At 75.9% G+C, this 25,024-nt stretch carries 22 protein-coding genes; 12 read left to right on the top strand and 10 right to left on the bottom strand.

Annotated elements, in window-relative coordinates:
• Positions 1–38 precede the first annotated feature (38 nt).
• Positions 39–1,445 (top strand): class II 3-deoxy-7-phosphoheptulonate synthase, encoded by a 1,407-nt coding sequence (locus FHU28_RS25665; RefSeq protein WP_184686941.1) that lies wholly within the window; start codon positions 39–41, stop codon positions 1,443–1,445.
• A gap of 1 nt (position 1,446) precedes the next feature.
• Positions 1,447–2,466 (top strand): threonine aldolase family protein, encoded by a 1,020-nt coding sequence (locus FHU28_RS25660; RefSeq protein ID WP_184689906.1) that lies wholly within the window; start codon positions 1,447–1,449, stop codon positions 2,464–2,466.
• A gap of 42 nt (positions 2,467–2,508) precedes the next feature.
• On the opposite strand, the gene FHU28_RS25655 is transcribed toward FHU28_RS25660, so the two are convergent.
• Positions 2,509–3,378 (bottom strand): deoxyribonuclease IV, encoded by an 870-nt coding sequence (locus FHU28_RS25655; protein ID WP_184686940.1) that lies wholly within the window; start codon positions 3,376–3,378, stop codon positions 2,509–2,511.
• Positions 3,375–5,360, bottom strand: coding sequence for a Stk1 family PASTA domain-containing Ser/Thr kinase (gene pknB / locus FHU28_RS25650; protein WP_184686939.1), 1,986 nt, complete (start codon positions 5,358–5,360; stop codon positions 3,375–3,377). Before pknB ends, FHU28_RS25655 begins: the two co-directional genes overlap by 4 nt.
• A 142-nt stretch (positions 5,361–5,502) precedes the next feature.
• Between pknB and FHU28_RS25645 the strand changes: the two genes are divergently transcribed.
• Positions 5,503–5,883, top strand: coding sequence for an Rv2175c family DNA-binding protein (locus FHU28_RS25645; RefSeq protein WP_116507503.1), 381 nt, complete (start codon positions 5,503–5,505; stop codon positions 5,881–5,883).
• A 147-nt stretch (positions 5,884–6,030) separates the two neighbouring features.
• Here FHU28_RS25645 and FHU28_RS25640 read toward each other — a convergent pair whose 3' ends face one another.
• Together FHU28_RS25640 and FHU28_RS25635 are read right to left on the bottom strand one after the other, a co-directional pair.
• Complete coding sequence (locus FHU28_RS25640; protein WP_184686938.1) at positions 6,031–7,113, bottom strand: polyprenyl synthetase family protein; 1,083 nt, start codon at positions 7,111–7,113, stop codon at positions 6,031–6,033.
• Between the two features lie 9 nt (positions 7,114–7,122).
• Positions 7,123–8,613, bottom strand: coding sequence for a helix-turn-helix transcriptional regulator (locus FHU28_RS25635; protein WP_311773649.1), 1,491 nt, complete (start codon positions 8,611–8,613; stop codon positions 7,123–7,125).
• A gap of 154 nt (positions 8,614–8,767) precedes the next feature.
• Between FHU28_RS25635 and metF the strand changes: the two genes are divergently transcribed.
• Positions 8,768–9,685 (top strand): methylenetetrahydrofolate reductase [NAD(P)H], encoded by a 918-nt coding sequence (metF, locus tag FHU28_RS25630; RefSeq protein WP_073831032.1) that lies wholly within the window; start codon positions 8,768–8,770, stop codon positions 9,683–9,685.
• A gap of 44 nt (positions 9,686–9,729) precedes the next feature.
• Positions 9,730–10,419, top strand: coding sequence for a CDP-alcohol phosphatidyltransferase family protein (locus tag FHU28_RS25625; protein WP_073831031.1), 690 nt, complete (start codon positions 9,730–9,732; stop codon positions 10,417–10,419).
• Between the two features lie 119 nt (positions 10,420–10,538).
• On the opposite strand, the gene FHU28_RS25620 is transcribed toward FHU28_RS25625, so the two are convergent.
• From FHU28_RS25620 to FHU28_RS25595, 6 genes are read right to left on the bottom strand one after another with little or no spacing between them, the layout of a single operon-like run.
• Entirely contained in the window at positions 10,539–12,026 is a 1,488-nt protein-coding gene (locus FHU28_RS25620; RefSeq protein ID WP_184686937.1) for a phytoene desaturase family protein, read from the bottom strand.
• A 12-nt stretch (positions 12,027–12,038) separates the two neighbouring features.
• Positions 12,039–13,166, bottom strand: coding sequence for a glycosyltransferase family 2 protein (locus FHU28_RS25615; RefSeq protein ID WP_184686936.1), 1,128 nt, complete (start codon positions 13,164–13,166; stop codon positions 12,039–12,041).
• Positions 13,163–13,966 carry a carotenoid biosynthesis protein gene (locus FHU28_RS25610; protein WP_184686935.1) on the bottom strand — a complete coding sequence of 268 codons (804 nt, stop codon included), beginning with the start codon at positions 13,964–13,966 and terminating at the stop codon, positions 13,163–13,165. The genes FHU28_RS25615 and FHU28_RS25610 overlap by 4 nt, the downstream gene beginning before the upstream one ends.
• Positions 13,963–14,517, bottom strand: coding sequence for a GNAT family N-acetyltransferase (locus tag FHU28_RS25605; protein ID WP_116507493.1), 555 nt, complete (start codon positions 14,515–14,517; stop codon positions 13,963–13,965). Before FHU28_RS25605 ends, FHU28_RS25610 begins: the two co-directional genes overlap by 4 nt.
• Positions 14,514–15,242 (bottom strand): monooxygenase, encoded by a 729-nt coding sequence (locus FHU28_RS25600; RefSeq protein ID WP_184686934.1) that lies wholly within the window; start codon positions 15,240–15,242, stop codon positions 14,514–14,516. Before FHU28_RS25600 ends, FHU28_RS25605 begins: the two co-directional genes overlap by 4 nt.
• Complete coding sequence (locus FHU28_RS25595) at positions 15,239–15,727, bottom strand: YbaK/EbsC family protein (protein WP_043329446.1); 489 nt, start codon at positions 15,725–15,727, stop codon at positions 15,239–15,241. The genes FHU28_RS25600 and FHU28_RS25595 overlap by 4 nt, the downstream gene beginning before the upstream one ends.
• 527 nt (positions 15,728–16,254) lie before the next feature.
• Between FHU28_RS25595 and FHU28_RS25590 the strand changes: the two genes are divergently transcribed.
• The 7 genes from FHU28_RS25590 to FHU28_RS25560 all read left to right on the top strand — a co-directional run bounded on the left by FHU28_RS25590 (position 16,255) and on the right by FHU28_RS25560 (position 25,019).
• Entirely contained in the window at positions 16,255–16,761 is a 507-nt protein-coding gene (locus tag FHU28_RS25590) for an SAV_6107 family HEPN domain-containing protein (protein ID WP_069089017.1), read from the top strand.
• Between the two features lie 156 nt (positions 16,762–16,917).
• A complete protein-coding gene (locus tag FHU28_RS25585; RefSeq protein WP_184686933.1) occupies positions 16,918–17,679 on the top strand; it encodes a hypothetical protein in 762 nt (253 codons plus the stop codon).
• The gene (locus FHU28_RS25580; RefSeq protein WP_184686932.1) at positions 17,676–19,376 is read left to right on the top strand and encodes a DNA polymerase Y family protein; all 1,701 of its coding nucleotides are present in this window, start codon (positions 17,676–17,678) and stop codon (positions 19,374–19,376) included. The genes FHU28_RS25585 and FHU28_RS25580 overlap by 4 nt, the downstream gene beginning before the upstream one ends.
• A 93-nt stretch (positions 19,377–19,469) precedes the next feature.
• Positions 19,470–22,820: an error-prone DNA polymerase gene (locus FHU28_RS25575; protein WP_184686931.1), complete on the top strand. Its 3,351-nt coding sequence runs from the start codon at positions 19,470–19,472 to the stop codon at positions 22,818–22,820.
• A gap of 96 nt (positions 22,821–22,916) precedes the next feature.
• Positions 22,917–23,096, top strand: a complete 180-nt coding sequence (locus tag FHU28_RS25570) for a hypothetical protein (RefSeq protein ID WP_073831023.1) — start codon at positions 22,917–22,919, stop codon at positions 23,094–23,096.
• Between the two features lie 31 nt (positions 23,097–23,127).
• Complete coding sequence (locus FHU28_RS25565) at positions 23,128–23,859, top strand: methyltransferase domain-containing protein (protein ID WP_184686930.1); 732 nt, start codon at positions 23,128–23,130, stop codon at positions 23,857–23,859.
• The gene (locus tag FHU28_RS25560) at positions 23,856–25,019 is read left to right on the top strand and encodes an alkaline phosphatase family protein (RefSeq protein ID WP_184686929.1); all 1,164 of its coding nucleotides are present in this window, start codon (positions 23,856–23,858) and stop codon (positions 25,017–25,019) included. The genes FHU28_RS25565 and FHU28_RS25560 overlap by 4 nt, the downstream gene beginning before the upstream one ends.
• Positions 25,020–25,024: the final 5 nt, after the last annotated feature.

Genomic DNA, 25,024 nt, shown 5'->3' with positions numbered 1-25,024 from the left:
CGACGAGTGATCGCGACGGTCGCCGTACGCTTTCCTCCATGCGCCATGAGTGGCATCAGCTGAGTCACCCCGCCGTGGGTAGCCCTGGCCTGCAGACCAGCCGCCCGACCGCCGACTCCGCCGAGGACACAGCCCTCGGCCTCGACCGCTGGCGGGAGCTGCCGCGCGCGCAGACCCCGCCGTGGGACGACCAGGCCCAGGTCGCCGAGGTCTGCCGGGTGCTGGACACGGTTCCCTCGGTGGTCGCGCCCTACGAGGTCGACCAGCTGCGGCAGCGGCTGGCCCTGGTCTGCGAGGGCAAGGCGTTCCTGCTGCAGGGCGGTGACTGCGCGGAGACGTTCGCCGACAACACCGAGAGTCACCTGCTCGCGAACGCCCGCACGCTGCTCCAGATGGCCATCGTGCTCACCTACGGCGCGTCGCTGCCGGTGGTCAAGGTGGCCCGGGTGGCCGGCCAGTACACCAAGCCCCGGTCGCTGCCGACCGACGCCCGGGGTCTGCTCGCCTACCGCGGCGACATGATCAACTCGCTGGAGGCCACGCCGGAGGCGCGGGTCGCCGACCCGCAGCGCATGATCCGCGCGTACGCCAACTCGGCCGCCGCCATGAACATGCTCCGCGCGTACCTGGCCGGCGGCCTGGCCGACCTGCACGCCGTGCACGACTGGAACAAGGACTTCGTCCGGCAGTCCCCGGCCGGGGAACGCTACGACGCGATCGCCCGCGAGATCGACCGGGCGCTGGCCCTCATCCGGGCCTGCGGGATGACGGACGACGAGGCGCTGCGCACCGTCACGCTCTACTGCTCGCACGAGGCGCTGGCGCTGGAGTACGACCGGGCGCTGACGCGGATCTCCGACCACAAGGCGTACGGCCTGTCCGGGCACTTCCTCTGGATCGGCGAGCGGACCCGGCAGATCGACGGCGCGCACATCGACTTCATCTCCCGCATCGCCAACCCGATCGGGGTCAAGCTCGGCCCCACCACCACCCCGGACGAGGCGATCGAGCTCTGCGAGAAGCTCAACCCGGACAACATCCCCGGCCGGCTCACGCTGATCAGCCGGATGGGCAACCACCGCGTACGCGACGCGCTGCCGCCGATCGTGGCGAAGGTCACCGCAGCCGGCGCGAAGGTCGTCTGGCAGTGCGACCCGATGCATGGCAACACGCACGAGTCCTCGAACGGCTACAAGACCCGGCACTTCGACCGGATCGTTGACGAGGTGCTCGGCTACTTCGAGGTGCACCGCGGCCTGGACACCCACCCGGGCGGCCTGCACGTCGAGCTGACCGGCGAGGACGTCACCGAGTGCCTCGGCGGCGCCCAGGGCATCGAGGACCTCGACCTGCCCGACCGGTACGAGACCGCCTGCGACCCGCGGCTCAACACCCAGCAGTCGCTGGAGTTGGCGTTCCTCGTGGCGGAGATGCTCCGTGGGTAACCTGATCGATCTGCGGACGGACACCGTGACCCGGCCGACGCCGGGGATGCGGGAGGCGATGGCCGCTGCCGAGGTGGGCGACGACGTCTACGGCGAGGACCCCACCGTCGCCGCGCTGGAGGCGGAGGTGGCCGCGCTGTTCGGCCACGAGGCGGCGCTGTTCGCCCCGAGCGGTTCGATGGCCAACCAGCTCGCGCTCCAGTTGCACGTACCGCCCGGCGACGAGTTGCTCTGCGACGCCGACGCGCACGTGGTCACGTACGAGGTGGGCGCCGCCGCCGCGTACGGTGGGATCTCGTCGCGGACGTGGCCGGCGGTGGGCGCGGAGCTGGACCCCGACGTGGTCGCCGGGATGATCCGGCCGGACGGCTACTTCGCGGTCCCCACCCGCGCGATCGCCGTGGAGCAGACCCACAACCGGGGCGGCGGCGGGGTGATCCCGCTGCCCACGCTGCGTCGCATGCGCGAGGTCGCCGACGAGCACGGGGTGGCGCTGCACTGCGACGGCGCCCGGATCTGGCACGCGCACGTCGCCGACGGGCTGCCGCTGGCCGAGTACGGCGTGCTGTTCGACACGCTCTCGGTCTGCCTCTCCAAGGGCCTCGGCGCACCCGTCGGCTCGCTGGTGGTGGGCAGCGCGGAGAAGATCGCCCGCGCGCGGGTCCTGCGCAAGCGGATGGGCGGTGGCATGCGACAGGTGGGCATCCTCGCCGCCGCCGGCCGGTACGCGCTGGCGCACCACGTCGAGCGCCTCGCCGAGGACCACGCCAAGGCGGCCCGGCTGGCCGAGGCGGTCGCCCCGCACGGGGTGCTCGCGTCGGTGGCGCGCACGAACATCGTGCCGCTCGACCTGACCAAGCACCCGCTGGACGCGCACGCGCTGGCGGCCGCCGCGCGGGCGGAAGGCCTGCTGATCTCGGTGCTCGGCCCGCGTACCGCCCGGCTGGTGACCCACCTGGACGTCACCGACGAGCAGATCGACAGCGCCGCCACCATCCTGAACACCACCCTGCGCGCCTGACCGGCCCGCCTTTGCCGGCGGTGAGGGTGAGGGTGGGAACCGTCAGGGGCGGAGGCGTTTGAGGGTGGCGATGTCGGCGGCGTGGCCGACGTGCTTCTCCGTGGGGGTCTCCACCAGCACCGGCACGCCGGCCGTCGCCGGATGGCGCATCAGCTCGGCGAACGCCGGCTCGCCGATGGTGCCCTTGCCGATGTTCTCGTGCCGGTCCCGGGTGGAGCCGCACAGGTCCTTCGAGTCGTTCGCGTGCACCAGCCGCAGCCGGTCGGCGCCCACGGTGGCGACCAGCGTGTCGAGCGTGGCGGTCATGCCGCCCTCGGCGGCCAGGTCGTGCCCGGCCGCCCAGGCGTGGCAGGTGTCGAAGCAGACCCCGAGCATCGGGTGCCTGTCGACCGCGTCCAGGTAGGGACCGAGGTGCTCGACCCGGGACGCCAGTGACCGGCCGCCCCCGGCGCTCGGCTCGACCAGCAGCATCGGCCCGCCGGTGGCCGCAGTCTCGTCGAGCAGCGGGAGCAGCGCCTCCCGGACCTGCCGTAGGGCCGCGTCGGCGTGCCCGGCGTCCACCGAGCTGCCGGCGTGGAACACCACGCCCCCGGCGCCGATCGCCCGGCCCCGTTTCAGCGCGTGCGCGAGCGTCTCCGCCGACCGGCTCACCGTCGCCGGGGTGGGGGAGCCGAGGTTGACCAGCAGCGACGCGTGGATGAACACAGGCAGGCCACGCTCGCCGCAGCCGTCGCGGAACAGCGCGTCCTGCGCCGGGTCACCGGCCGGCAGCGCCCAGCCACGCGAGTTCGAGACGTAGACCTGCACCACCTCGGACTCGGCCGCCTCCGCGTACGGCAGGGCCGCCCGCGCCAGGCCACCGGAGGTGGGGGTGTGCGACCCCACCGGCCGGCACCCGTCGGCCGCGCTCACAGGCACGTCACCGTGACCGTCGTGCCCGGCGGCACCGGCGTGTTCTCGGCCGGGTTCTGCAGCCGGACGACGCCATTCGGGTTGAGCTGGATGTTGACCGGGAAGCCCTGGCTCTCCAGCGTCTGCTTGGCCTGCTGGCAGGGCATGTCGATCACCCGGGGGACGGCCACCTGCGGCGGGCCCTTGCTGATCTCCAGCTTGACCTGGGCGCCCTTCTCCACGCCGGTGCCGTCCGCCGGACTCTGGCCGAGGATCTCGTCCTTCGGCTTGTCGGAGTCCTTGACGTTCTCCACCGGCTTGAGCCCGAGCCGCGCGAGGATGGTGCGCGCCTCGGTGAGGCTCTTGCCGACCAGGTCGGGCACGCTCACCGGGGCGCGGCCCTTGCTGAGGATCAGCGTCACCTTGGCCCCGGGCTTGACCACCGTGCCGACCTTCGGGTCGGTCGCCAGCACGACACCCGCCGGCAGCGCGTCGTCGTAGCGGGAGCTGCCCTTGGCCGCGACCAGGTTGAGACCCTCCAGTTCCACCTGGGCCAGCGCGAAGTCCTTACCCACCACGTCCGGCACCGGCAGGCGCTCCGGGCCGAGCGACAGGGTCAGCGTGATCGTGCCGCCCTTGACGATCCGGGCGGCCGAGCCCGGCGCCTGGCCGAGCACGGTGTCCTTCGGGACGTTCTCGTCGTACCGGGGGTCGGCGTAGCGCAGCGTGAAACCACCGCGCTGGGCCTGCGCCTCGGCCTCGGCCTTGGTGAGGCTCACCATCTGCGGCGCGACCGTGTAGCGGCCCACGCCGAACCACCAGCCGCCGACGGCGGCGACCAGGCCGAGCACCACGACCGCCGCGGCGACGGCCAGCCGGCCGCGCGGCGAGCCCATGATCCGGGTACGCAGGGCGGCGAACCGGGCGACCGGCCCCTCCTGCTCGACGGCGCGGCGGCGGTGCGGGCGCTGCGCGGCGGCGCCCTCGGGCAGCCGGGCCCACGCCGGGCGCTGGACCGGCTGGAGCGCGGCCACCACCTGCGTCGGCTGGCTCAGCACCGCCGTGTCGTCGCTGAGCTGGCGCAGCACAGCGGTGTGCGCGTGCGGGTTGCCCAGCTCCTCGCGGGCCGCCTGCACCTCGGTCAGCAGCGCCGCGGCGTCGGCCGGACGGGCGGCCGGGTCCCGCCGGGTGGCCCGGGCGACGAGCGCGTCGACAGCCGGCGGCAGCGCCGGAACCAGCGTCGACGGGGGAGGCACGTCCCGGTCGACGTGCTGCCAGGCGACCTCCACCGGGCGGTCGCCGTCGTAGGGCACCCGGCCGGTGAGCATTTCGAACAGCACGATGCCGGCCGAGTAGACGTCGGTGCGCGGGTCGGCATGGCCCTGGGTGACCAGCTCCGGCGCCACGTACGCCACTGTCGCCATGAGCTGGTTGCCGTTCTCGTCCTCCGCGCTCGCCTCGACGGCCCGGGCCAGCCCGAAGTCGGCCACCTTGACCACGCTGTCGACCAGGTCGCGGCTGCCGCCGGTGGGCACCTCGGCGACCAGCACGTTCTCCGGCTTGACGTCCCGGTGCACGAGACCGGCCCGGTGCGCGGCGGCGAGCGCGGCGAGCACCTGCTCGGTGATCGCGAGCGCCTCGTCCGGATTCAGCCGGCGGCGCTCGGCGAGCACGTCACGCAGCGTGCGGCCGCGCACGTACTCCATCACCAGGTACGGCAGGCCGGCGTGGATGCCCTGGTCGTAGACCGCCACCACGTTCGGGTGGGTGAGCCGGGCGATCGTCTTCGCCTCGTCGGTGAACCGCTCGACGAAGCCGGCCATCCGGGCCCGGGCCTGCGGCGCCTGGGTCGGGTGAATGATCTTGACCGCCACAGTGCGCTCCAGGCGCTCGTCGGTGGCGGTGTACACGGTCGCCATGCCGCCACGGGCGACGCGCCCGCGAATGCGGTAGCGCCCCTCGATCAGCGAGCCCAGCAACGTGTCGGCGACCTGTGTGTCCATCGGCAGGCAGTCTATGTGTCGGAAGGGTGAACGTAGAACAGGATGCTACCGCCGGGTTGGGACACCGGTGGCCCGGCGCGCTCGCTGGCCGGTCCGGGGGTGCCGTGCACCGGATCCGGCGGGCACGTGGCAGGGTGGTCGGGTGACCGATTCCGTACCCGCCGAGACCGGCGCCGACCTGGCCGGACCGGCCGACCCGGCCGGCTGGCTGACGCTGCCCGACGTGGCCGAGCGCCTGGACCTGTCGATCAGCAAGGTGCACCAGATGATCCGCGACCGCGAACTGCTCGCGGTGCGCCGTGACGGCGTCCGCCGCGTCCCGGCCGACCTGGTGGCCAACCACACAGTGCTCAAGCACCTGCCCGGCGTGCTCAACCTGCTCGACGACGCCGGGTACGACGACGAGGAGGCGCTGCGCTGGCTCTACCGGGAGGACCCGTCGCTTCCCGGCACCCCGGCCGTCGCGCTCGGCGGCGACCTGGCCCGCGAGGTCAAACGCCGAGCCCAGGCCGTGGGCTTCTAGCCCTCTTCACCCACCCGGGCCGCCGGCCCTCCCGTCCTCGTTGATCATGAAGTTGGCGGCGAAGTCGATCTCCGAAAGTGCCGCCAACTTCATGATCGACCGCTTCGGAAGCGGGCGTGGCGGGAGGGAGGGAGGGGAGAGTGGCGGTCAGGCGGGGCGGCGGGTGGCGGCTATGGCCAGATCCACCAGCGCCTGGCGGGCCTCGGTGTCCAGGTCGACGGCGGTGAGCGCGGCAAGCGCGCTCTCGGTGAGCGCGGCGATGTGCTGTTCGGCGCGCTCCAGCGCGCCGCTGGTGGTGATCAGCTCGCGCAGCCGGTCCACCCCGGCCGCGTCCAGGTCCGGTACGCCGAGCCCGGCCAGCAACGCCTCCCGGCCGGCCTGGTCGAGCGTCTCCATGGCCGCCGCCACCAGGTACGTCCGCTTGCCCTCGCGCAGGTCGTCACCGGCCGGCTTGCCGGTGAGCTCCGGGTCGCCGAACACTCCCAGCACGTCGTCGCGGAGCTGGAACGCCTCACCCAGCGGCAGCCCGTACGCGGAGTAGGCGGCGTGCACCTCGGGCGGGGCGCCGGCCAGCGCGGCGCCCAGCAGCATGGGCCGTTCGACCGTGTACTTCGCCGACTTGTACCGGGCCACCTTGGCGGCCCGGTCGAGCGAGGTGTCCGCGGTCGCCTGGGTCAGCACGTCCAGGTACTGCCCGACGGTCACCTCGGTGCGCATCTCGTCGAAGACCGGCCGGGCCCGGGCCACCGTCGCCGGCGCCAGGCCGGAGGAGTGCAGCAGCTCGTCGGACCAGACCAGGCACAGGTCGCCCAGCAGGATCGCGGCCGAGTCGCCGAAGGCGTCCGCGTCGCCGCCCCAGCCGGCCGCCCGGTGCCGGGCGGCGAACCTGCGGTGCACCGCCGGCTCGCCCCGCCGGGTGTCCGACCGGTCCATCAGGTCGTCGTGAATCAGCGCGCTGGCCTGCACGAACTCCAGCGCGGCCAGGGCGGCGACGACCTGGTCGGAGTCGACCCCGCCGGCGCCCCGGTAGCCCCAGTAGCCGAAGGCCGGGCGCAGCCGCTTGCCGCCGCCCAGCACGAACGCCTCGATCGCCTCGGCGACGGGCAGCAGGCCGTCGTCGACGGCGGTCAGCCAGCCGCGCTGGCCGGCCAGGAACTCGGTGAGCGCCTTGTCGATCCGCTGACGCAGGCCGGCACGGTCGACGGGGGAAACAGGAGCAGCGTGGGTCACGCCACGACGCTAGCGGTTCGGGCCCGATCCCGTCGTGCCACCGTCCCGGCGTGGCTCGCAGCTCACCGGCGGTGACGGTCGCCATCGGTGCCGCGACGGCAGGTACGGACGGGCCGCCGCGAGCAGCCGCGCGTACCCCCGGGTCGCCGGTCCGGGCGGACGGCGGGCCAGCCCGCGGCGGAACTCGGTGAGCTGGCCGACGGCCCGGGGCGAACCGGAGCGGACCGCGTCGAGCAGCGCCTCGCCGGCCACCGCGCACGCCTCGGGCTCCGCGCCGAGCCCCAGGTGCCCGCGGGCCAGCCAGCCGCCGTACACCGCTGAGCGGCGCGGGCGGCCCAGCGCGGTCACCACGGGCGTCAGCAGCGGCACGGCCGCGGCGGGACGACCCAGCGCGACGAGCGTGCGTCCGGTCATCGCGGCCAGCTCGGCCGCGTCCAGCCAGTACAGCCAGGGCGGCTCCCGGCCGGGCTCCGGAGGCCCGGCCCGGTCGGCCCCGGCCAGCGCCTGACCGGCGGCGCGGCACCTCCCGCCGAGCGCGGCGGCGAGCGCGACCCGGTGCAGCAGCAGCGCCCGCAGCCCCGGGGAGGCGGTGGCGCGGCTGGCCGCGTACCCGATCCGGGCCAGGACCAGCGCGCCGGCCGGGTCGCCGGCGTCGGCCAGCAGGTGGCTGGCCGACCCGAGCACGTGCCCGGCCAGCGGCGGCTCCCCGGCGGCCACCGCGGCCCGCAGCGCCAGCCGGTAGGCGACCAGGCCGCCGGTGAGGTCGCCGGCGTCGGCGGCCAGCCACCCGGCGAGCTGCGCCGACTCGGCCAGCGACGGCAGCATCCGCCGCCGGCCGGCGGGCCCGGCGCGCCGGTAGCCGCGGACCGAGCGGCGCAGCCGGCGCGCGCCGAGCCCGGCGAGGTCGCCGCCGCCGAGCAGGTCGTCCCAGCGCCGCAGCGTGGCCAGCGACGCCCCGTCCGCCGGGTGCCGCCGACCGGAGCCGGCGCTGTCGTCGGCGCCGGGCGGCCCGTACCCGTCGCCGGTGGCCGGGCCGGACGGCGCGGCGGTCGCCGGGCCGGTGAACGGGCCGGCCAGCGTGCCGCCGCCCGGGTCGGCGGCCCAGCGGTGCGCCAGGGTGAGCAGCGCCAGCCGGGCGCGGGACCCGGCCGGGTCGACGGCGGCGGGCGTCGCGCCGAGCCGGCGGCTGCTGGCGGCGGCCCCGGCGAGCAGCTCGCCCGGCACGCCCAGGACCGTCGCCAGCCAGGCGGACCAGAAGTCGCCGGGGAGCCGGAGCTGGCGCTCCCAGCGGGACACCTCGTGCCGGGTCAGGGTGGGCACGCCGGAGGCGGCGCAGAGCTCGGCGGCGAGACGCTGCTGGCTCCAGCCGCGGGCGGCCCGCAGCTCGGCCAGGAGCGGCCCGAGCAGGCGCGGGCCGGGCGGCGAGGACGGGATCATGGTGACCTCCGGGGCGACAGCGCGGATGGCGACGCGGACGCCCGGCCGGCGCCGGCGCGTCACCGTCGTGGCGACCCCCGCGCGGGCCCCGGGACGGCCGTCGGCCGCCCCACCGCGCTGTGGTCTTTCTACCCCCGGGGTACGACGTCGCGCCGCGGAGTGTTCGCGGGCTGGGAAGACGCTCGGTAAGCCGGGCACTCCCGGCTACAGTCGGTCCGTGGCGCTCGGTCTTCCCTCGGTCCTCCCCAATCCCCAGCCGGCCATCGGGGAGCTGATCCGTGACGGCCGCCCGACGTTCTCCTTCGAGTTCTTCCCGCCGAAGACGCAGGCCGGGGAGAAACTGCTCTGGCAGGCCATCCGGGAGCTGGAGTCGCTGCGCCCCTCGTTCGTCTCGATCACCTACGGCGCGGGCGGCTCGACCCGCGACACCACGGTGGCGGTGACCGAGCGGATCGCCACCGAGACCACGCTGCTGCCGATGGCGCACCTCACCGCCGTGAACCACTCGGTGGCCGAGCTGCGGCACGTGATCGGGCGGCTGGCCTCGGTCGGGGTGCGCAACGTGCTGGCCGTGCGGGGTGACCCGCCGGGCGACCCGGGCGGCGAGTGGATCGCCCACCCCGAAGGCGTCCGGTACGCCGAGGACCTGGTCCGGCTGGTACGGGACAGCGGTGACTTCAGCGTCGGGGTGGCCGCCTTCCCGTACAAGCACCCGCGATCGCCGGACGTGGCCAGCGACACCGCGTACTTCGTCCGCAAGTGCCGGGCGGGCGCGGAGTTCGCCGTCACCCAGATGTTCTTCGACGCCGACGACTACCTGCGGCTGCGCGACCGGGTGGCCGCCGCCGGCTGCGACACGCCGATCCTGGCCGGGGTGATGCCGGTGACCCAGATCGGCACCATCGAACGCTCGGTGCAGCTGTCCGGCGCGCCGTTCCCGCCGGCGCTCGCCGAGCGGTTCGAGCGGGTGGCCGACGACCCCGAGGCGGTGCGCCGCCTCGGCGTCGAGCAGGCGAGCGAGATGTGCGAGAAGCTCCTCGACGAGGGCGTGCCGGGGATCCACTTCATCACGCTCAACCGGTCCACCGCGACCCGCGAGGTGTGGCAGCGGCTGCGCGCGGCCGCACGGGTGTGACCACCCGCCACACGACACCCGCGCCGTGCTTCTACGGTTGATCCGTGGTGGGCACACAGCTGAACTGGGACCAGTACGCGACGGCGTGGGCGCGGCTGCACGGCGGCTTCGATCCGCGTACCGCCGCGCCGGTGGTGCGTGCCTGGCTGCGCTTCGCCTACCACGTGGGTTACGTGCTGGGCCGGCTGCGCGTCGGTCCCACCCCGGTGACCGTGTTCGGGGTGCTGCTCTGCTTCTGCGTACCCCTGTTCGTGGAGCGGCCCGGCGACGGACCGTTCCTGGGCGCGTTGTTCGTGCTGCTGGCCGCGGTGGCCGACAGCGTCGACGGCGCGGTGGCGGTCGCGACCGGCCGCACCACCCGCCTGGGCTACGTCTACGACTCGGTCGCCGACCGGCTCGGCGAGGTGGCCTGGCTGATCGCGTTCTGGCTGCTCGGCGCGCCGGGCGCGCTGGTCGCGGCGGCCGGTGGCCTGTCCTGGCTGCACGAGTACGTGCGGGCGCGAGCGGTGTCGGCCGGGATGCGGGAGATCGGCGCGGTGACAGTGGGGGAGCGACCGACCCGGGTCAGCGTCGCGCTGGTCGGGCTGCTGGTCGCCGGGCTCACCGGCCTGATCGACGCCGACCTGACCGCCGGCACCATCACCATGGCCACCACGGTCTGGGTGCTGCTCGCCGGGTTCGGCCTCGGCCAGTTGCTCTCCGCCGTCCGCCGCGCCCTTGTCGACGCCGGCTGACCGCCGCGCCCGCGCCCGCGCTGCCCGTGCCCGCGCTGCCCGGCGCGCGGCGGGCTGCCCGCGTTAAGAAGGGGCCCTTCCTCTACCGGAGGCGTTAACAAGGGGCCCTTCCTTACACCTCACCAGGCCGGGCCGACCGCCTCGGCGACGATCTCCGCGGACAGCGTCACCATGGGCAGGCCGCCGCCGGGGTGGCTGGAGCCGCCGACCAGCCAGAGCCCGGCGACCGGACCCCGGTTGGCCGGGCGCAGCAGCCCGCCCGCGGTGCCGTAGATCGCCCCGCCCGGCGCGCCGGTGGCCGCGTCCAGGTCGGCCGGGGTGCGGATCTCCCGGAACACCAGCCGGTCGCGCACATCGGCGCCGCGTTCGGCCAGCACGTCGAGGATCCGGTCCGCGTACGCCTCGGCCAGGCCGGGCCGCCGCCAGTCCACAGCGCTCGCGGCGGTGCCGTGCCGGGGCGCGTTGACGAGCACGAACCACGCCTCGTGGCCGTCGGGGCGGACCGCCGGGTCGTCGGCCGCGGTGACGAACACGGTCGGGTCGGGCGCCGGGCGGGCCCGCACCCCGCGACCCGGGTCGCCGAAGACGGCGTCGAACTCGGCGTCGTAGTCGCGGGGGAAGAAGACGTTGTGGTGGGCCAGCCCGGAGTCGCCGCGTACGCCCAGCAGCAGCACGAACCCGGCCAGGCTGCGGTCGGTGAGCGCGGCCAGCCGGCGCGGATCGGGCAGCAGGTTCCGGTAGACGGTGAGCGCGTCCACGTTGGCGACCACCACGTCGGCCGGCACCGGCGCGGCGGACCCGGCCACGCGTACCCCGTGCACCCGGCCGCCCGCGGCGTCGATCCGGGTGACTGTGGCGTCGGTGCGTACCACCACGCCGAGGTCCAGGCAGCGGGACAGCAGCGCGTCGGCGAGCGTGCCCAGCCCGCCGCGCAGGTACCAGCCGCCGTACGCCAGCTCGGCGTAGGGGACGGCGACGAGCGCGGCCGGGGCGCGGCGCGGGTCGGCGCCGGTGTACGTGGCGTACCGGTCCAGCAGCATCCGCAGCCGCGGGTCGGACAGGTGGCGGCGGCCCAGCCCGCGCAGCGTACGGCCAGGGCCGATGGCGGCCAGGTCGCCCAGCCGCCAGGCCAGCGCGGCCAGGTCGCGGGGCGAGTCGACGGTACGGCGCAGGATGTCCCGGTGCGAGGCCGCCCACACCCGGCCGGCGCGCCGCCACAGCCCGCGCCAGTCGGCGGCGGACCGGTCGCCGAACGCGGCGCCGATCCGGGCGGCGAACTCGTCCGGGTCGGCGCAGGAGTCGAGCGTGGGCCCGCCGCCGGGGAAGACGTGCCGCACGATCGGGTCCAGCGGGACCACGTCGAGGTATTCGTCGAGCTTCGCGCCGGTCGCCTCGAACAGGTCGTGGAAGACCTGCGGCAGGGTGAACAGGCTCGGCCCGGTGTCGAAGTGCCACACCCCCTCCGGGGTGTGGTGGGCGTACCGGCCGAGCTTGCCTCCGACCGTGCCGGCCCGTTCGAGGACGGTGACCTCGTGCCCGGTGACCGCGAGCCGGGCGGCGGCGGCGAGCCCGCCCACGCCGGCGCCGATGACCACGATGCGCGCCATGGCGTGCCCCTCCTAGGTGACCGGGCGACCCCGCCAGGTGAGCCGGCGTCGCTTCCGCAGATGGTACGACCGGACGGTCAGCCAACCGAGGACCACGACCGACACGGGGTGTGCCAGCGCGTCGGGCCACGCCCGCCCGCCGGTGGCCCGCGCGCTCGCCACCCGCCCGGCGACCCCGGCCAGGTAGGCCAGGAACGCCACCGCGGCCACCACCGGCGCGCCGGCCAGCAGCGCCCCGAGGGCCAGCAGCGGCGGCGCGACGTAGAGCGCGACCAGCAGCGCCAGCACGGCCGCCGCGGCGGTGGGATGCCCGAACGTCGCCCACAGCGACTTGGTGTAGCCGTCGCGCAGCTGCGGCCAGGTGTCGTACATCCGGCAGGACGCCAGCCGGGACCCGTCGGCGAGCGCGATCCGCCCGCCGGCCCGTTTCACCGCCCGGGCCAGCTCGATGTCCTCCAGCACCTTGTCGGCCACCGCCGCGTGCCCGCCGGCCCGCAGGTAGCCGGCCCGGTCCAGGACCAGGAACTGCCCGCCCGCCGCCGCGAGGGAGGGCCGCCGCGAGCGCTCCATCGCGCGCAGCGGCAGGAACGTCAGCCACAACCACTGCAGCAGCGGCTGCACCAGCCGGTCGGCCGCCGTCCGCACCACGATCCGGGGGTACGGCGACAGCAGCGCCGCATCAGCCGCGCGCAACTCGGTCACGGCCGCCGCCACCGCGTACGGGGTGAGCACCACGTCCGCGTCGACGAAGGCCAGCACCGTCGGCTCCGGGGCGGTACGGGTGGCGAGCTGCCAGCAGGCGTGCGGCTTGCCCAGCCAGCCGGGCGGCGGGGCGACGCCGGTGAGCAGCGTGAGACGGGGATCGTCATCGGCCACCGCGCGGACCACGTCGGCGGTGCCGTCGGTCGATCCGTCGTCGAGCACCACGATCCGCAGGTCCGGCACCCCGCGCTGGGCCAGCAGCGCGCGCAGGCACGGGGTGACCCGCTCGGCCTCGTCGCGCAGCGGCAGCAGCACCGCCACCGGCTCGGTCACCTCGGCCGGGCCGGCGGTGGGGCGGCGCAGCCAGGCGTACGCGTTGACGAGCGTGTGCCCGGTGAGCGCGGCGACCGCCACGGCCAGCGCGAGGGCGGCGATCATGCCGGGGCGTCGACGCGCGGCGCCGGCTCCGGCTCGGCGGCCCGGTCCCGGCGGGCCCGCCACAGCGTCACCGCCAGCGGCACCGCCGCCACCGCCATCCCGGCCGCGCCCCACAGCGCCGACGCCGGCAGCCGCAGGAACACCGCGTGCGCCAGCACGCTGGAGGCGTACGTCCAGAGGTAGAGCGCGAACATCGGCGCGTCCCGGCCGTCGACCCGGTCCACCGACGGCCCGGCGAGCGGGCGCAGCGCGATCGCCAGCAGCACCGCGAAGCCCAGCCAGCCCAGGTAGTTGCTGACCGGAATGCCGGGTAGCCCGGGCAGCGCCGGGGTGGCGTCGAGCCAGGTCCAGTAGCCCTCGGCCACCATCTGCGGGTCGAGGAACAGGTCCCAGGCGGCCAGGCCCACCGCCGAGAGCGCGATCCGGGCGAGGCGGGAGCGGACGAGCCGGACCGCGGTGAGCCACGCCGGCCAGGCCATCCAGGTCCAGGCGAGCGGGATGATCAGCGGCACCCCGGCCAGCTTCGGGCCCAGCTCGCCGGAGTAGTCGTAGGTGCCGAACGGGAAGCCGGTGGCCACGCCGATCGCCTCCACCGCGAACCCGCCGCCGGTGACGACCGCGACGAGCGCGGCGGCGGTACGGGCGCCGCGGGTGAGCAGCGCGTGGCCGACCGAGAGCAGCCAGCCGAGCACCACGGTGGCCACTGTCAGCCCGGCCCGGGTCGCGCCGCCGGTGAGCGGGTAGCAGATCTGGGCGAGGATCAGCGCGGCCAGCAGCGCCCAGGGCAACCGGGCTTTCATGACTCGTCCGGCGGGGGCAGCGGCAGGTCCCGGCCGAGCACGCCGAACGGCCGCTCGTCGCCGGGGAAGTGGAAGTGGCGCAGGACGTCGACGAAACCGAACCGGCGGTACAGCCGCCAGGCCCGGGACTTCTCCTCGTCGGCCTCCGGGGTGGACAGCAGCGTGGTGTCGCCCTCGGCCACGGCGAGCAGCGCGCGCAACTGGCGGGCGCCCAGGCCGTGCCCCTGCGCGGGCGGGCGGACGTGCAGCTCGACCACCTCGAACGGGTGGGTGAGCCAGCGCTGCCGGGCCTGCGCGTTCAGCGCCCGGTGCACCTGGTCATGCCACCACTGCCCGGTGGCGCCCCGGTAGCCGTACCCGAAGCCGGCCAGGTGTCCCTCGCTGGTCAGGCTGGCGACGGCGCGGAAGCCGGGCCGGCGTACGTGGGTGGCGATGTAGCCGCGGCGGGCCTCCAGCAGGTCGGGCCGGTAGCCCATCGCCTCGCCGTAGACGGCCACCACGTCGTCCAGCCGCCGGACCAGGTCGTCCGGCGTCCACCGCACCAGCCTCATGCGTACCCTCTCGCTGTTTCCGGGTCGTCCTCGGCGGCCCAGCCGAGCACCGTGCGGTCGCCGGCCACGTCGCCCACCGCGAACCGCGCGAACAGTTCCTCCGCGTACCAGCCCTCGGTGGGGGTGCGGGTGATCGCGGCGCGGTGCTCGGGGGAACGGTACGCGAACGCGACCAGGTCCGCCGGGTCGCGCCACACGCTCACCGTGCCCTGCCAGCCCAGCGGCGCCTCGCCGACGCCGAAGCGGGCGAGCAGGCCGGGCGCGGTGTGCAGCTCGGCGGCGACCGGGGGGATCGCCCGCCAGAACGTGGCCGCCCGGCGGGTCCGCAGCCGGGCCCGGGTCAGCGCCAGCACCGGCCCGGTGACCCGTCCGCCCGACGGCGCGCCGAACGGCTCCCGGCCGGACCACCGGCCGCGGCTGGTCAGCGGGCGCAGCTCGACCCGTACCGCGGCGCGGGCGATCCGGGCCCAGGACCGGGCGACCGGGGAGGCGTCGAAGCCGGCCGCGTCGGCGGGGGAGTCCCAGACCACGAGCGCGGCCCACCGGGTCAGGTCGGCGTCGCCGGGGCCGAATCCGGTGCCGGTCCCGGTGCCGAGCAGCTTGGCGAAGCGGACGCCGGGCAGGCGGCGCAGCCGCGCCGGGTGGGTGGCCATCCGGGCCAGCACACCGGGTACGGCCCGTCGGGGCACACGCCACACGTGCAGCGTGACGAGTTCGGGGTTCACGCCACCTCGGCCGGAGCGCCGGCGGTGATCCGCAGCAGTTCCGCGTACGTGGTGGGGAACACCGCCCGGGGTACGCCGCCGGCCGCCCACACCTCGTCGTACCCGGTCAGGGCGGTGTCGACGACGGTGCGCAGCGGCGCGGGGTGGCCGACCGGGGCGACGCCGCCGATCACCTGCCCGGTGTGCTGCTTGACGAATTCCGGGGTGGCCCGGCGCAGCCGGGTCACGCCCAGCGTGGCAGCGAGCCCGGCGGTGTCCACCCGGTGCGCGCCGGAGGTGAGCACCAGCAGCGGCGCGCCGTCCGCGTCGAAGATCAGCGAGTTGGCGATGGCGCCGACGGCGACGCCGAGCGCCTCGGCCGCGGCGGCGGCGGTGTGCACCGCGTCGGGCAGCAGTCGGACGAGGCTGGCCTCGCCCGATCCGTCCCGCGCGCCCGCCTCGTCGAGCGCGCGCTGCACCGCCTGCACGTTCGGGTGTGGCTGCATGACCCCATTCTTCCCTCACCCCGGTACGGCCCCGCCGGGGGCCGTGGCCTCCCGTGTGTCCTCGGCGCGTCACACGTTGCGTTTTCGTCGGGGGGGAGGTGTACTGTCAGGGTAGTTAGAACGAGTGTTCGATTCCGGTTCGAAGTTCGGCCCAGTCCGAACGGCATCGGCTCAGCTCCCCGGCTGACCGGCCCCGGTTCGAGCCGGTCGCGCACCCGTCGAACGCTCCGGAGACGGTGTTTCGCGGCACCGGTTTCCGGGAGGTGCGGCACCGCGGGCCGCACCGGGTTCGGACAGTCGCGAGTCCGGGCCCGTCAGGCAGGTCGTCGCCCGCCGCCCACGACCCCCGGGCGGCGGGCGACGGACCCGCCGGTACGCCGGCCGGGGGTGGGTGTGGGGAAGCGTCCACACCCGGCCGGCCAGCCACCTCAAGGTGCGTCTTCCTCCGCACCGACCGCTCCGGGCGACCGGGCGACGGTTTTCCGTCGCGCGACCGCCCGCCCCGGCCACACGCGGAGGAGAGACCCATGCCGACCAGTCCGGCCCAGGCGCCCACGGTGCCCGCGCACGTGCTGCCGCACCGCACCCCCGCCCAGTTGCTCGCGGTGGCCCGCGACGGGCTGGCCGAGGCCGCCCGCACCCGTCCCGACGGCCTCCGGTACGCCGCCGCCCACCTCGCGGCGCTGCGCGCCGCCGCCGCCGTGCTCGCGGCCCGGGCCCGCCCCGCGCCCACCCGCCGGAACCGGATCACCAGCGTCTGGGTGCTGCTCGCCACCGTCGCCCCCGAGCTGGACGAGTGGGCCGCCTACTTCGCGGCCGGCGCGAGCAAGCGGGCCGCCGCCGAGGCCGGCATCCCCCGCGTGGTCACCGCCCGGGAGGCCGACGACCTGCTGCGCGCCGCCGAGGAGTTCGTGACAGTGGTGGAGACCGCGCTCGGCCTGGCGCACCAGCCGGCGCTCGACGGCCTGCCCCGGCCCCTGCGGCGCGGCGCGTCCGACTCCCCGCCGTCGCGGCCCGGAGCGGCAGCCGCCTGATTCGTGGCGCCCGGCCACCACCGGCGGGACCCCGGGTGGCCGGGCGCCGCACCAACGGCACGCGGGTGCCGCAGCACCGACACGATCCACAGCACACGATCCACAGCACCATCCACGGGCGGGACCCGTGGCGAAACACGACGGGGGGTTGGTCCGATGGCGGGCCGCATGGTGGTCGGCTCCGCCGCCCTGGCCGAGCTGGTCCGTCCGGCGAGCGCGCCCGACCCGGCCGGCGGCCACCGGGTGCTGCCCGTCCGGGCCGAGCTGACCGGGCTGCTGCCCAACCGCGGCCTGCGCCGCGGCAGCACCGTCGCGATCGGCGCCGGCCAACCCCGGCGCAGCGGCGCCACCTCGCTGATCCTCGCGTTGCTCGCCGAGGCGTCCCGGGCCGGCTCGTGGTGCGCCGTGGTCGGCGTACCCACCTTCGGGGCCGGCGCGGCGGCCGAGGCGGGCATCGCCCTGGACCGGCTGGCCCTGGTGCCCGACCCCGGGCCGGAGTGGCCCACTGTGGTCGCCGCGCTCATCGACGGGGTCGACGTGGTGGTCACCGCCGTGCCGGCCACTGTCGCCGCCTCGGTCACCACCCGGCTGGCCGCCCGCGCCCGGCAGCGCGGAAGCGTGCTGGTTCCGTACGGCCGGTGGGACGGCGCGGACGTGACGCTCCAGGTGGTCCGGGGCGTCTGGCAGGGGCTCGGCCCCGGTCGCGGGCGGCTGCGCCGCCGCGAGGTGACCGTCTCGGCCCGGGGCCGGGGCGCCGCCGCCCGCCCCAAGGAGATCAAGGTGTGGCTGCCCGGTGACGAGCTGACCCGGGTGATCCCCCGCTCGGCCGGGCTCGGCGCACCGTCCGCCGCGTCGGCCCGCCGCCTGCGCGTGGTGGCCCCGCCCGCCCGTACGCTCGCCGCGGCCGGTCCGGCGTGAGCGGCGCACCGCAGCGGACGCTGCTGCTCTGGTGCCCGGACTGGCCGGTCCTCGCCGCCGAGATCGTCGACGGGGTGCCCGCCACCGACCCGGTCGTGGTGCTGCACGCCAACCGGGTGGTCGCCTGCTCCGAGCGGGCCCGCGCCGAGGGGATCCGGCGCGGGCTGCGCCGCCGGGAGGCGCAGGGGCGGTGCCCGCACCTGACAGTGGTCGACCACGACCCCGGCCGGGACGCGCGGGCGTTCGAGCCGGTGGTGGCCGCCGTGGAGGAGGTGGTCGCCGGCGTCGAGGTGATCCGGCCCGGCGCCTGCGCCACCGCGGCCCGGGGGCCGAGCCGCTACCTCGGCGGCGAGGAAGCGGCGGCCGAGCGGATCGTCGAGCACGTCGCGCAGAGCTGCGCGGTGGAGAGCCAGGCCGGCATCGCCGACGGGGTGTTCGCGGCCGGGCTGGCCGCCCGGGAGGGGCGGATCGTGGCCCCCGGCGGCACCCGCGAGTTCCTGGCCGGCCGTCCGGTCGAGGCGCTCGGCCGGCCCGCCCTGGCCGACCTGCTGCGCCGGCTCGGCGTCCGCACCCTCGGCGACTTCGCGGCGCTGCCCGCCGGGGACGTGCTGGCCCGGTTCGGCTTCGACGGCGCGCTGGCGCACCGGCTCGCCGGTGGCCGGGACGACCGCCCGCTCGCGGTCCGGCAGCCGCCCGCCGACCTGGCCGTCACCGCCGACTACGACGAGCCGGTCGACCGGGTCGACGCCGCCGCGTTCGCCGCCCGGACGCTCGCCGAACTGCTGCACGAGCGGCTGGCCGCGTACGGGCTGGCCTGCACCCGGCTCGGCATCGAGGCGGTCACCGCGCACGGCCAGGAGCTGCACCGGGTCTGGCGGCACGACGGCCTGCTCACCGCCGCGGCCATCGCCGACCGGGTCCGCTGGCAGCTCGACGGCTGGCTCTCCGGCAGCAACGGCCGGGGCGGGGCCCGCCCGGCCCGCCCGACCGCAGGGATCGTCCGGTTGCGACTGGTGCCCGACGGGGTGCTCGCCCAGGCGGGCCTGCAACCCGGGCTGTGGGGGGAGACCGGTGAGGAGCGGGAGCGGGCGCACCGCGCGCTGAGCCGGGTGCAGGGCATCCTCGGCCCCGAGGCGGTGGTCACCGCGGTGCTCGGCGGCGGGCGTTCCCCGGCCGACCAGGTGCGCCTCGTGCCGTGGGGCGACGAGCGGGTGCCCGCCCGTCCCGGCCCACCACCCGCCCCGGCACCGGTGTCCGGACACCGTTCAGAAGACGTTCCTGCGGGCTCGGCGGCGGCGGGAGCCTCTGTCGTCGTACCCCCTGGGGGCCGTGCGGGACGGCGGGGCGGGCGGGGCCGGGCGGTGGCCGAGCCGCCGTGGCCGGGACGGATTCCGCCGCCGTCGCCGGCTGTGGTGCTGCCCACCCCGTTGTCGGCCGATGTGCGTGACGCCGCCGGGGAGCCGGTCGTGGTGAGCGCTCGGCTGGCGGTCAGCGCGGCGCCGGCCTGGCTCACCGTCGGCGCCGGCCGCCCGGCCGAGATCACCGGGTGGGCCGGTCCGTGGCCGGTGGACGAACGCTGGTGGGCGCCGGCCGAGGCGCGCCGCCGGGCCCGGTTCCAGGTGTGCCTGGCCGACGGCGCCGCCCTGTTGCTCGCGGTCGAGGGCGGGCAGTGGCTGGTGGAGGCGATCTATGACTGAGCGCCGGGGAAGATCTTGGAAGGAAAGCGCCCCTCCAGGGGCCTTTTCGTACCAAGATCTCGGGCGGTCGGGTGCCGGGCGGGGGAGGCGCCGGTGAGCTTCCACAACCCGAAGATGCCCTGGTCCAAGCTGGAGCAGGTGCTCTCCGGGCGGGCCACGGGCGAGCGGCACCTGCACGTGGTCGACCCGCTCGCGGTCGACGCCGACGGCGGCGACTCACCGGCGTGGAGCCGCAAGCGCCAGGAGTACCGGCCGCCGGAGCTGGACCGGCCGGACGGCGTGGTGCCCTACGCGGAGCTGCACGCGCACTCCAACTTCAGCTTCCTCGACGGGGCCAGCCACCCGGAGGAACTGGCCGAGGAGGCGGCCCGGCTGGGGCTCACCGCGCTCGCCGTCACCGACCACGACGGCTTCTACGGCGTGGTGCGCTTCGCCGAGGCGGCCCGCGCGCTGCGGCTGCCGACGATCTTCGGCGCGGAACTCTCCCTCGGGCTGCCCGGCCCGCAGAACGGCGAACCCGACCCGCTCGGCCGGCACCTGCTGGTGCTCGCGCACGGCCACGAGGGGTACGCGCGCCTGGCCGCCACCATCTCCCGGGCCCAGCTGCGCGGCGGGGAGAAGGGCCGCCCGGTCTACGGCGAGCTGGAGGAGATCGCCGCCGAGTTGCGCGACCACGTGCTGGTGCTCACCGGTTGCCGCAAGGGACACGTGCCCGCGGCGCTGCTCACCGAGGGCGTCGCCGCGGCGGCCCGGGAACTGGACCGGCTCACCGCGCTGTTCGGGGCGGAGACGGTGGCGGTGGAGCTGACCGACCACGGCCACCCGGTCGACGCCGACCGCAACGACGCGCTCGCCGAGCTGGCCGCCGCGGTCGGGCTGCCCACGGTGGCCACCGGCAACGTGCACTACGCCACCCCGGGCCGGCGGCGGCTGGCCACCACCGTCGCAGCGGTCCGGGCCCGGCGCAGCCTCGACGAGATCGACGGCTGGCTGCCCGCCGCGGCCACCGCCCACCTGCGCAGCGGCGCGGAGATGGCGGCGCGGTTCGCCGCGTACCCGGGCGCGGTGGCACGGGCCGCCGAGTACGGCGCGGAACTCGCCTTCGACCTGCAGCTCGTGGCGCCGAAGCTGCCGGCGTACCCGGTGCCGCCCGGGCACACCGAGATGAGCTGGCTGCGCCGGCTGACCATGGACGGTGCCCGCGAGCGCTACGGCCCGCCCGAGGCGCATCCGGAGGCGTACGCGCAACTGGAGCACGAGCTGCGGATGATCGAGGACCTCGGTTTCCCCGGCTACTTCCTGGTGGTCTACGACATCGTCGCGTTCTGCCGCGCGCAGGACATCTACTGCCAGGGTCGGGGGTCGGCGGCCAACTCGGCGGTCTGCTATGCGCTGCGCATCACCAACGTGGACGCGGTCCGGCACCGGCTGCTGTTCGAACGGTTCCTCGCCCCGGAACGCGACGGCCCGCCCGACATCGACGTGGACATCGAGTCCGACCGCCGGGAGGAGGTGATCCAGCACGTCTACGCCCGCTACGGCCGGGAGCACACCGCCCAGGTCGCCAACGTCATCTCGTACCGGCCCCGGTCGGCGGTGCGGGACGTCGCGAAGGCGTTCGGCTTCTCGCCCGGCCAGCAGGACGCCTGGAGCAAGCAGATCGACAGGTGGGGCTCGGTCGCCGCGGTCGACGTGGCGGACATCCCCGAGCAGGTGGTCGCGTACGCCAACGAGCTGCAGACGTTCCCCCGGCACCTGGGCATCCACTCCGGCGGCATGGTGATCTGCGACCGGCCGGTGATCGAGGTGTGCCCGGTGGAGTGGGGCCGGATGCCCGGCCGCAGCGTGCTCCAGTGGGACAAGGACGACTGCGCCGCCGTCGGCCTGGTCAAGTTCGACCTGCTCGGCCTCGGCATGCTGTCGGCGCTGCACTACGGCTACGACCTGATCGGGTCCAGCCTCGACCTCGGTGACATGGACCTGGACGACCCCGAGGTCTACGACATGCTCTGCCGGGCCGACTCGGTGGGCGTGTTCCAGGTGGAGAGCCGCGCCCAGATGGCCACGCTGCCCCGGCTCAAGCCGCGCGAGTTCTACGACCTGGTGGTGGAGGTGGCGCTGATCCGGCCCGGCCCGATCCAGGGCGGCTCGGTGCACCCGTACATCCGGCGCAAGAACGGCCAGGAGCCGGTGACGTACGCGCACCCGCTGATGCGCAACGCGCTGGAGAAGACGCTCGGCGTGCCGCTGTTCCAGGAGCAGCTCATGCAGCTCGCCATCGACCTGGCCGGGTTCGACGCGGCCGGCGCCGACCAGCTGCGCCGGGCCATGGGGGCGAAACGGTCGGTGGAACGGATGGCACAGATCGCCGACCGGCTCTACGCCGGGATGGCCGAGCGGGGCATCACCGGCGAGCTGGCCGACGACGTCTACCGCAAGCTCACCGCGTTCGCCAGCTACGGCTTCCCGGAGAGCCACGCGATGAGCTTCGCCTACCTGGTGTACGCCAGCTCGTGGCTCAAGCGCTACCACCCGGGCCCGTTCCTGGCCGCGCTGCTCAACGCCCAGCCGATGGGCTTCTACTCGCCGCAGACGCTCGCCGACGACGCCCGCCGGCACGGCGTGGAGGTACGCCGGCCGGACATCAACGCCAGCGGCGCCAAGGCGGTGCTGGAGTCCACGCCGGAGACCCGGTGGGGCAGCGTGCCGGGCGAGCCGCCGCACGCCTGGGGGCTGGGCGGCCCGGCGGTACGGCTCGGGCTGGGCAGCGTCCGCACCCTCGGCGAGGACGTGGCCGAGCGGATCGAGGCGGAACGGACCGCGCACGGGCCGTACCGGGACATGCCGGACCTGGCTCGCCGCGTCGGTCTCACCGCCGCGCAGCTGGAGGCGCTGGCCACCGCCGACGCCTTCGCCTGTTTCGGGCTGACCCGGCGCCAGGCCCTCTGGGCCGCCGGCGCGGCGGCCCAGGACCGGCCCGGCCGGCTGCCCGGCACGGTGACCGGCGCGGACCCGCCCACCCTGCCCGGCATGGCCGCGGTGGACCGCCTGGTCGCCGACGTCTGGGCCACCGGCCTGTCCCCGGAGAGCCACCCGGCCCGGTTCATCCGGGACCGGCTCGACGCGCTGGGCGCGGTGCCGATCGCCCGGCTCGGCCAGGTGCCGCCCGGGCGGCGGATCCGGGTCGGCGGGATCGTCACCCACCGGCAGCGCCCGGCGACCGCCGGCGGCGTCACGTTCCTCAACCTGGAGGACGAGACCGGAATGCTCAATGTCACTTGCTCCCCGGGGCTGTGGCAGCGCTACCGTCGAATCGCCCGCACCAGTGGAGCACTGGTGGTGCGGGGCCGGCTGCAGCGGCACGAGGGCGTCACGAACCTCACCGCGGACCGGCTGGACGCGATCGAGCCCCCCGTCACACCGGTATCCAGGGATTTCCGTTGATGGAGTGATCCACATTACGGTTTCTGGGAGCCGGAGGCGGGAGACTCCCGACGCGGGTGGGCAGAGTGGCTCACCCGGGGTATGGGGGATGAACCGATGACCTTTCACCGTACGTACGCCGGTGGCGTAGCCAACGCCCGACGGACCCGCCTCGGCGCCGACTGGGCGCCCACCCACGAGGCCGAGCCGCGGGAATACCAGGTGACCGAGGGCCCGGTGGCCAACACCGAGCGCTCCCGCGCCGAGGACGACCCCGCCGGCGGCGGCGAGTCCTGAACCCGGGCCGGGGGGTGACTAGGCTCGGCGCGTGGAGCAGATCCGAACCCTCACCCCCCGCACCGCCGTCATCTGGTCGGTGCTCCGGGCCGAGCTGGACCGGCGGGCCGGCGAACGACTCTCCGTGCTCGACGTCGGCGGCGGGACCGGCGGCTTCGCCGTCCCGCTCGCCGAGGCCGGTCACCGGGTCACAGTTGTCGACGCCAGCCCTGACGCGCTCGCCGCGCTGACCCGCCGGGCCGCCGAGGCCGGGGTCGCCGACCGGGTACGCGCGACGCAGGGCGACGCCGACGCGCTCGCCGGGCTGGTCGAACCGGCCAGCGTGGACCTGGTGCTCTGCCACTCCGTCCTCGAAGTCGTCGACGAGCCGGAACCGGTGATCTCCGCGCTGGTCACCGCGTTGCGACCGGGCGGCGCGGCGAGCGTGCTCGTCGCCGGCCGGGCCGCCGCCGTGTTCGGCCGGGCGATGAACGGGCAACTGGACGCCGCCGCCGCGCTCGCCGCCGACCCGCAGGGCACCACCGGTCGCCGGGACACGCTGCGCCGCCGCTACGACGCCGCCGACGCGGGCGCGCTGCTCACCGCCGCCGGCCTCGCCGTGGAGGAGATCCACGGGGTACGGGTGCTCGCCGACCTGCTTCCGGCCGCCGTGGCCGACGGACAGCCGGCCGCCCTGGTGGAGCTGGAACGGGCGCTCGCGGCCCGGCCCCCGTACCGTGATCTCGCCGCTCAACTGCACCTGTTCGCCCGCCGCCCGGCATGACCGGCCCGCCGCCCGGCCCGCTGGACCGGGTTCCGCCACGCTACGACGGCGGCAGCCTGGCCGACGTGCTGCCCAGCGCGCTGTCAGTGCTCGGCGTGCCCGGCGCGGCCGACCGGCTCGGCCTGGCACCGAGGCTGGCCGGGGTGCGCCGCATCGCGGTGCTGCTCGTCGACGGCCTCGGCTGGTACCAGATCCCCGCCGCCGCCCGGTACGCCCCGACGCTCGCCGGACTGGCCGCCACCACTGGCCGGCAGCTCACCACCGGCTTCCCGTCCACGACTCCGACCAGCCTGGTCAGCCTCGGCACCGGCACCGCGTCGGGCGCGCACGGCGTGCTCGGCTTCACCGTCCGGGTGCCCGGCACCGACCGGGTGCTCAACCACGTCGACTGGGCCGGCGACCCCGACCCGGCGAGCTGGCAGCCGGTACCCACCTGGTACCAGCGGGCCCGCGCCGCCGGGATCGCGGTGACAGTGGTCAGCCGTCCCGAGTTCGCCGGCAGCGGTCTGACGCTCGCCGCCAACCGGGGCGGCGACTACCGGGGCGCGGCCGGCGCCGACGCGCTCGCCGCGCGGATGCTGGCGGCGCTGGCCGCCGGGGACGGGCCCGCGCTCGTCTCCGGGTACCACCCCGACCTGGACCGGCACGGGCACCTCAGCGGCGTCGACTCCGAGCCCTGGCGGCTGGCCGCCGCCGATGTGGACACGCTGCTGGCCCGGCTCGTAGACGGGCTGCCGCCGGACGCCGCGCTGCTGGTCACCGCCGACCACGGCCAGCTCGACGTGCCCGCCGGGCACCGGATCGACCTGGACGCCGACCCCCGGCTACGCGCCGGGGTGCGGGTGGTCGCCGGTGAGCCCCGGGTCCGCTACCTGCACGCCGAGCCGGGCGCCGAGGACGACGTGGTGGCCGCCTGGACCGAGCTGCTGGGCCCGGCCGCGCACGTGCTGACCCGGGCCGAGGCGGTGGCGACCGGCTGGTTCGGGCCGGTGCCGGAGGCGCACCTGACCCGGATCGGCGACGTGGTGGTGGTCTGCCGGGACACGTACGCGGTGGTCGCCACCCGCTCCGAGCCGCCGATGGCGTCGCGGCTGGTGGCGTACCACGGCGCGGACACCGCCGCCGAGATGACCATCCCGCTGCTGGTGATCCGGGGCTGACCGGG

Source organism: Micromonospora echinospora (genome assembly GCF_014203425.1).
GTDB classification, from domain to species: Bacteria; Actinomycetota; Actinomycetes; order Mycobacteriales; family Micromonosporaceae; genus Micromonospora; species Micromonospora echinospora_A.
This window is presented reverse-complemented; position numbering and strand designations above follow the sequence as displayed.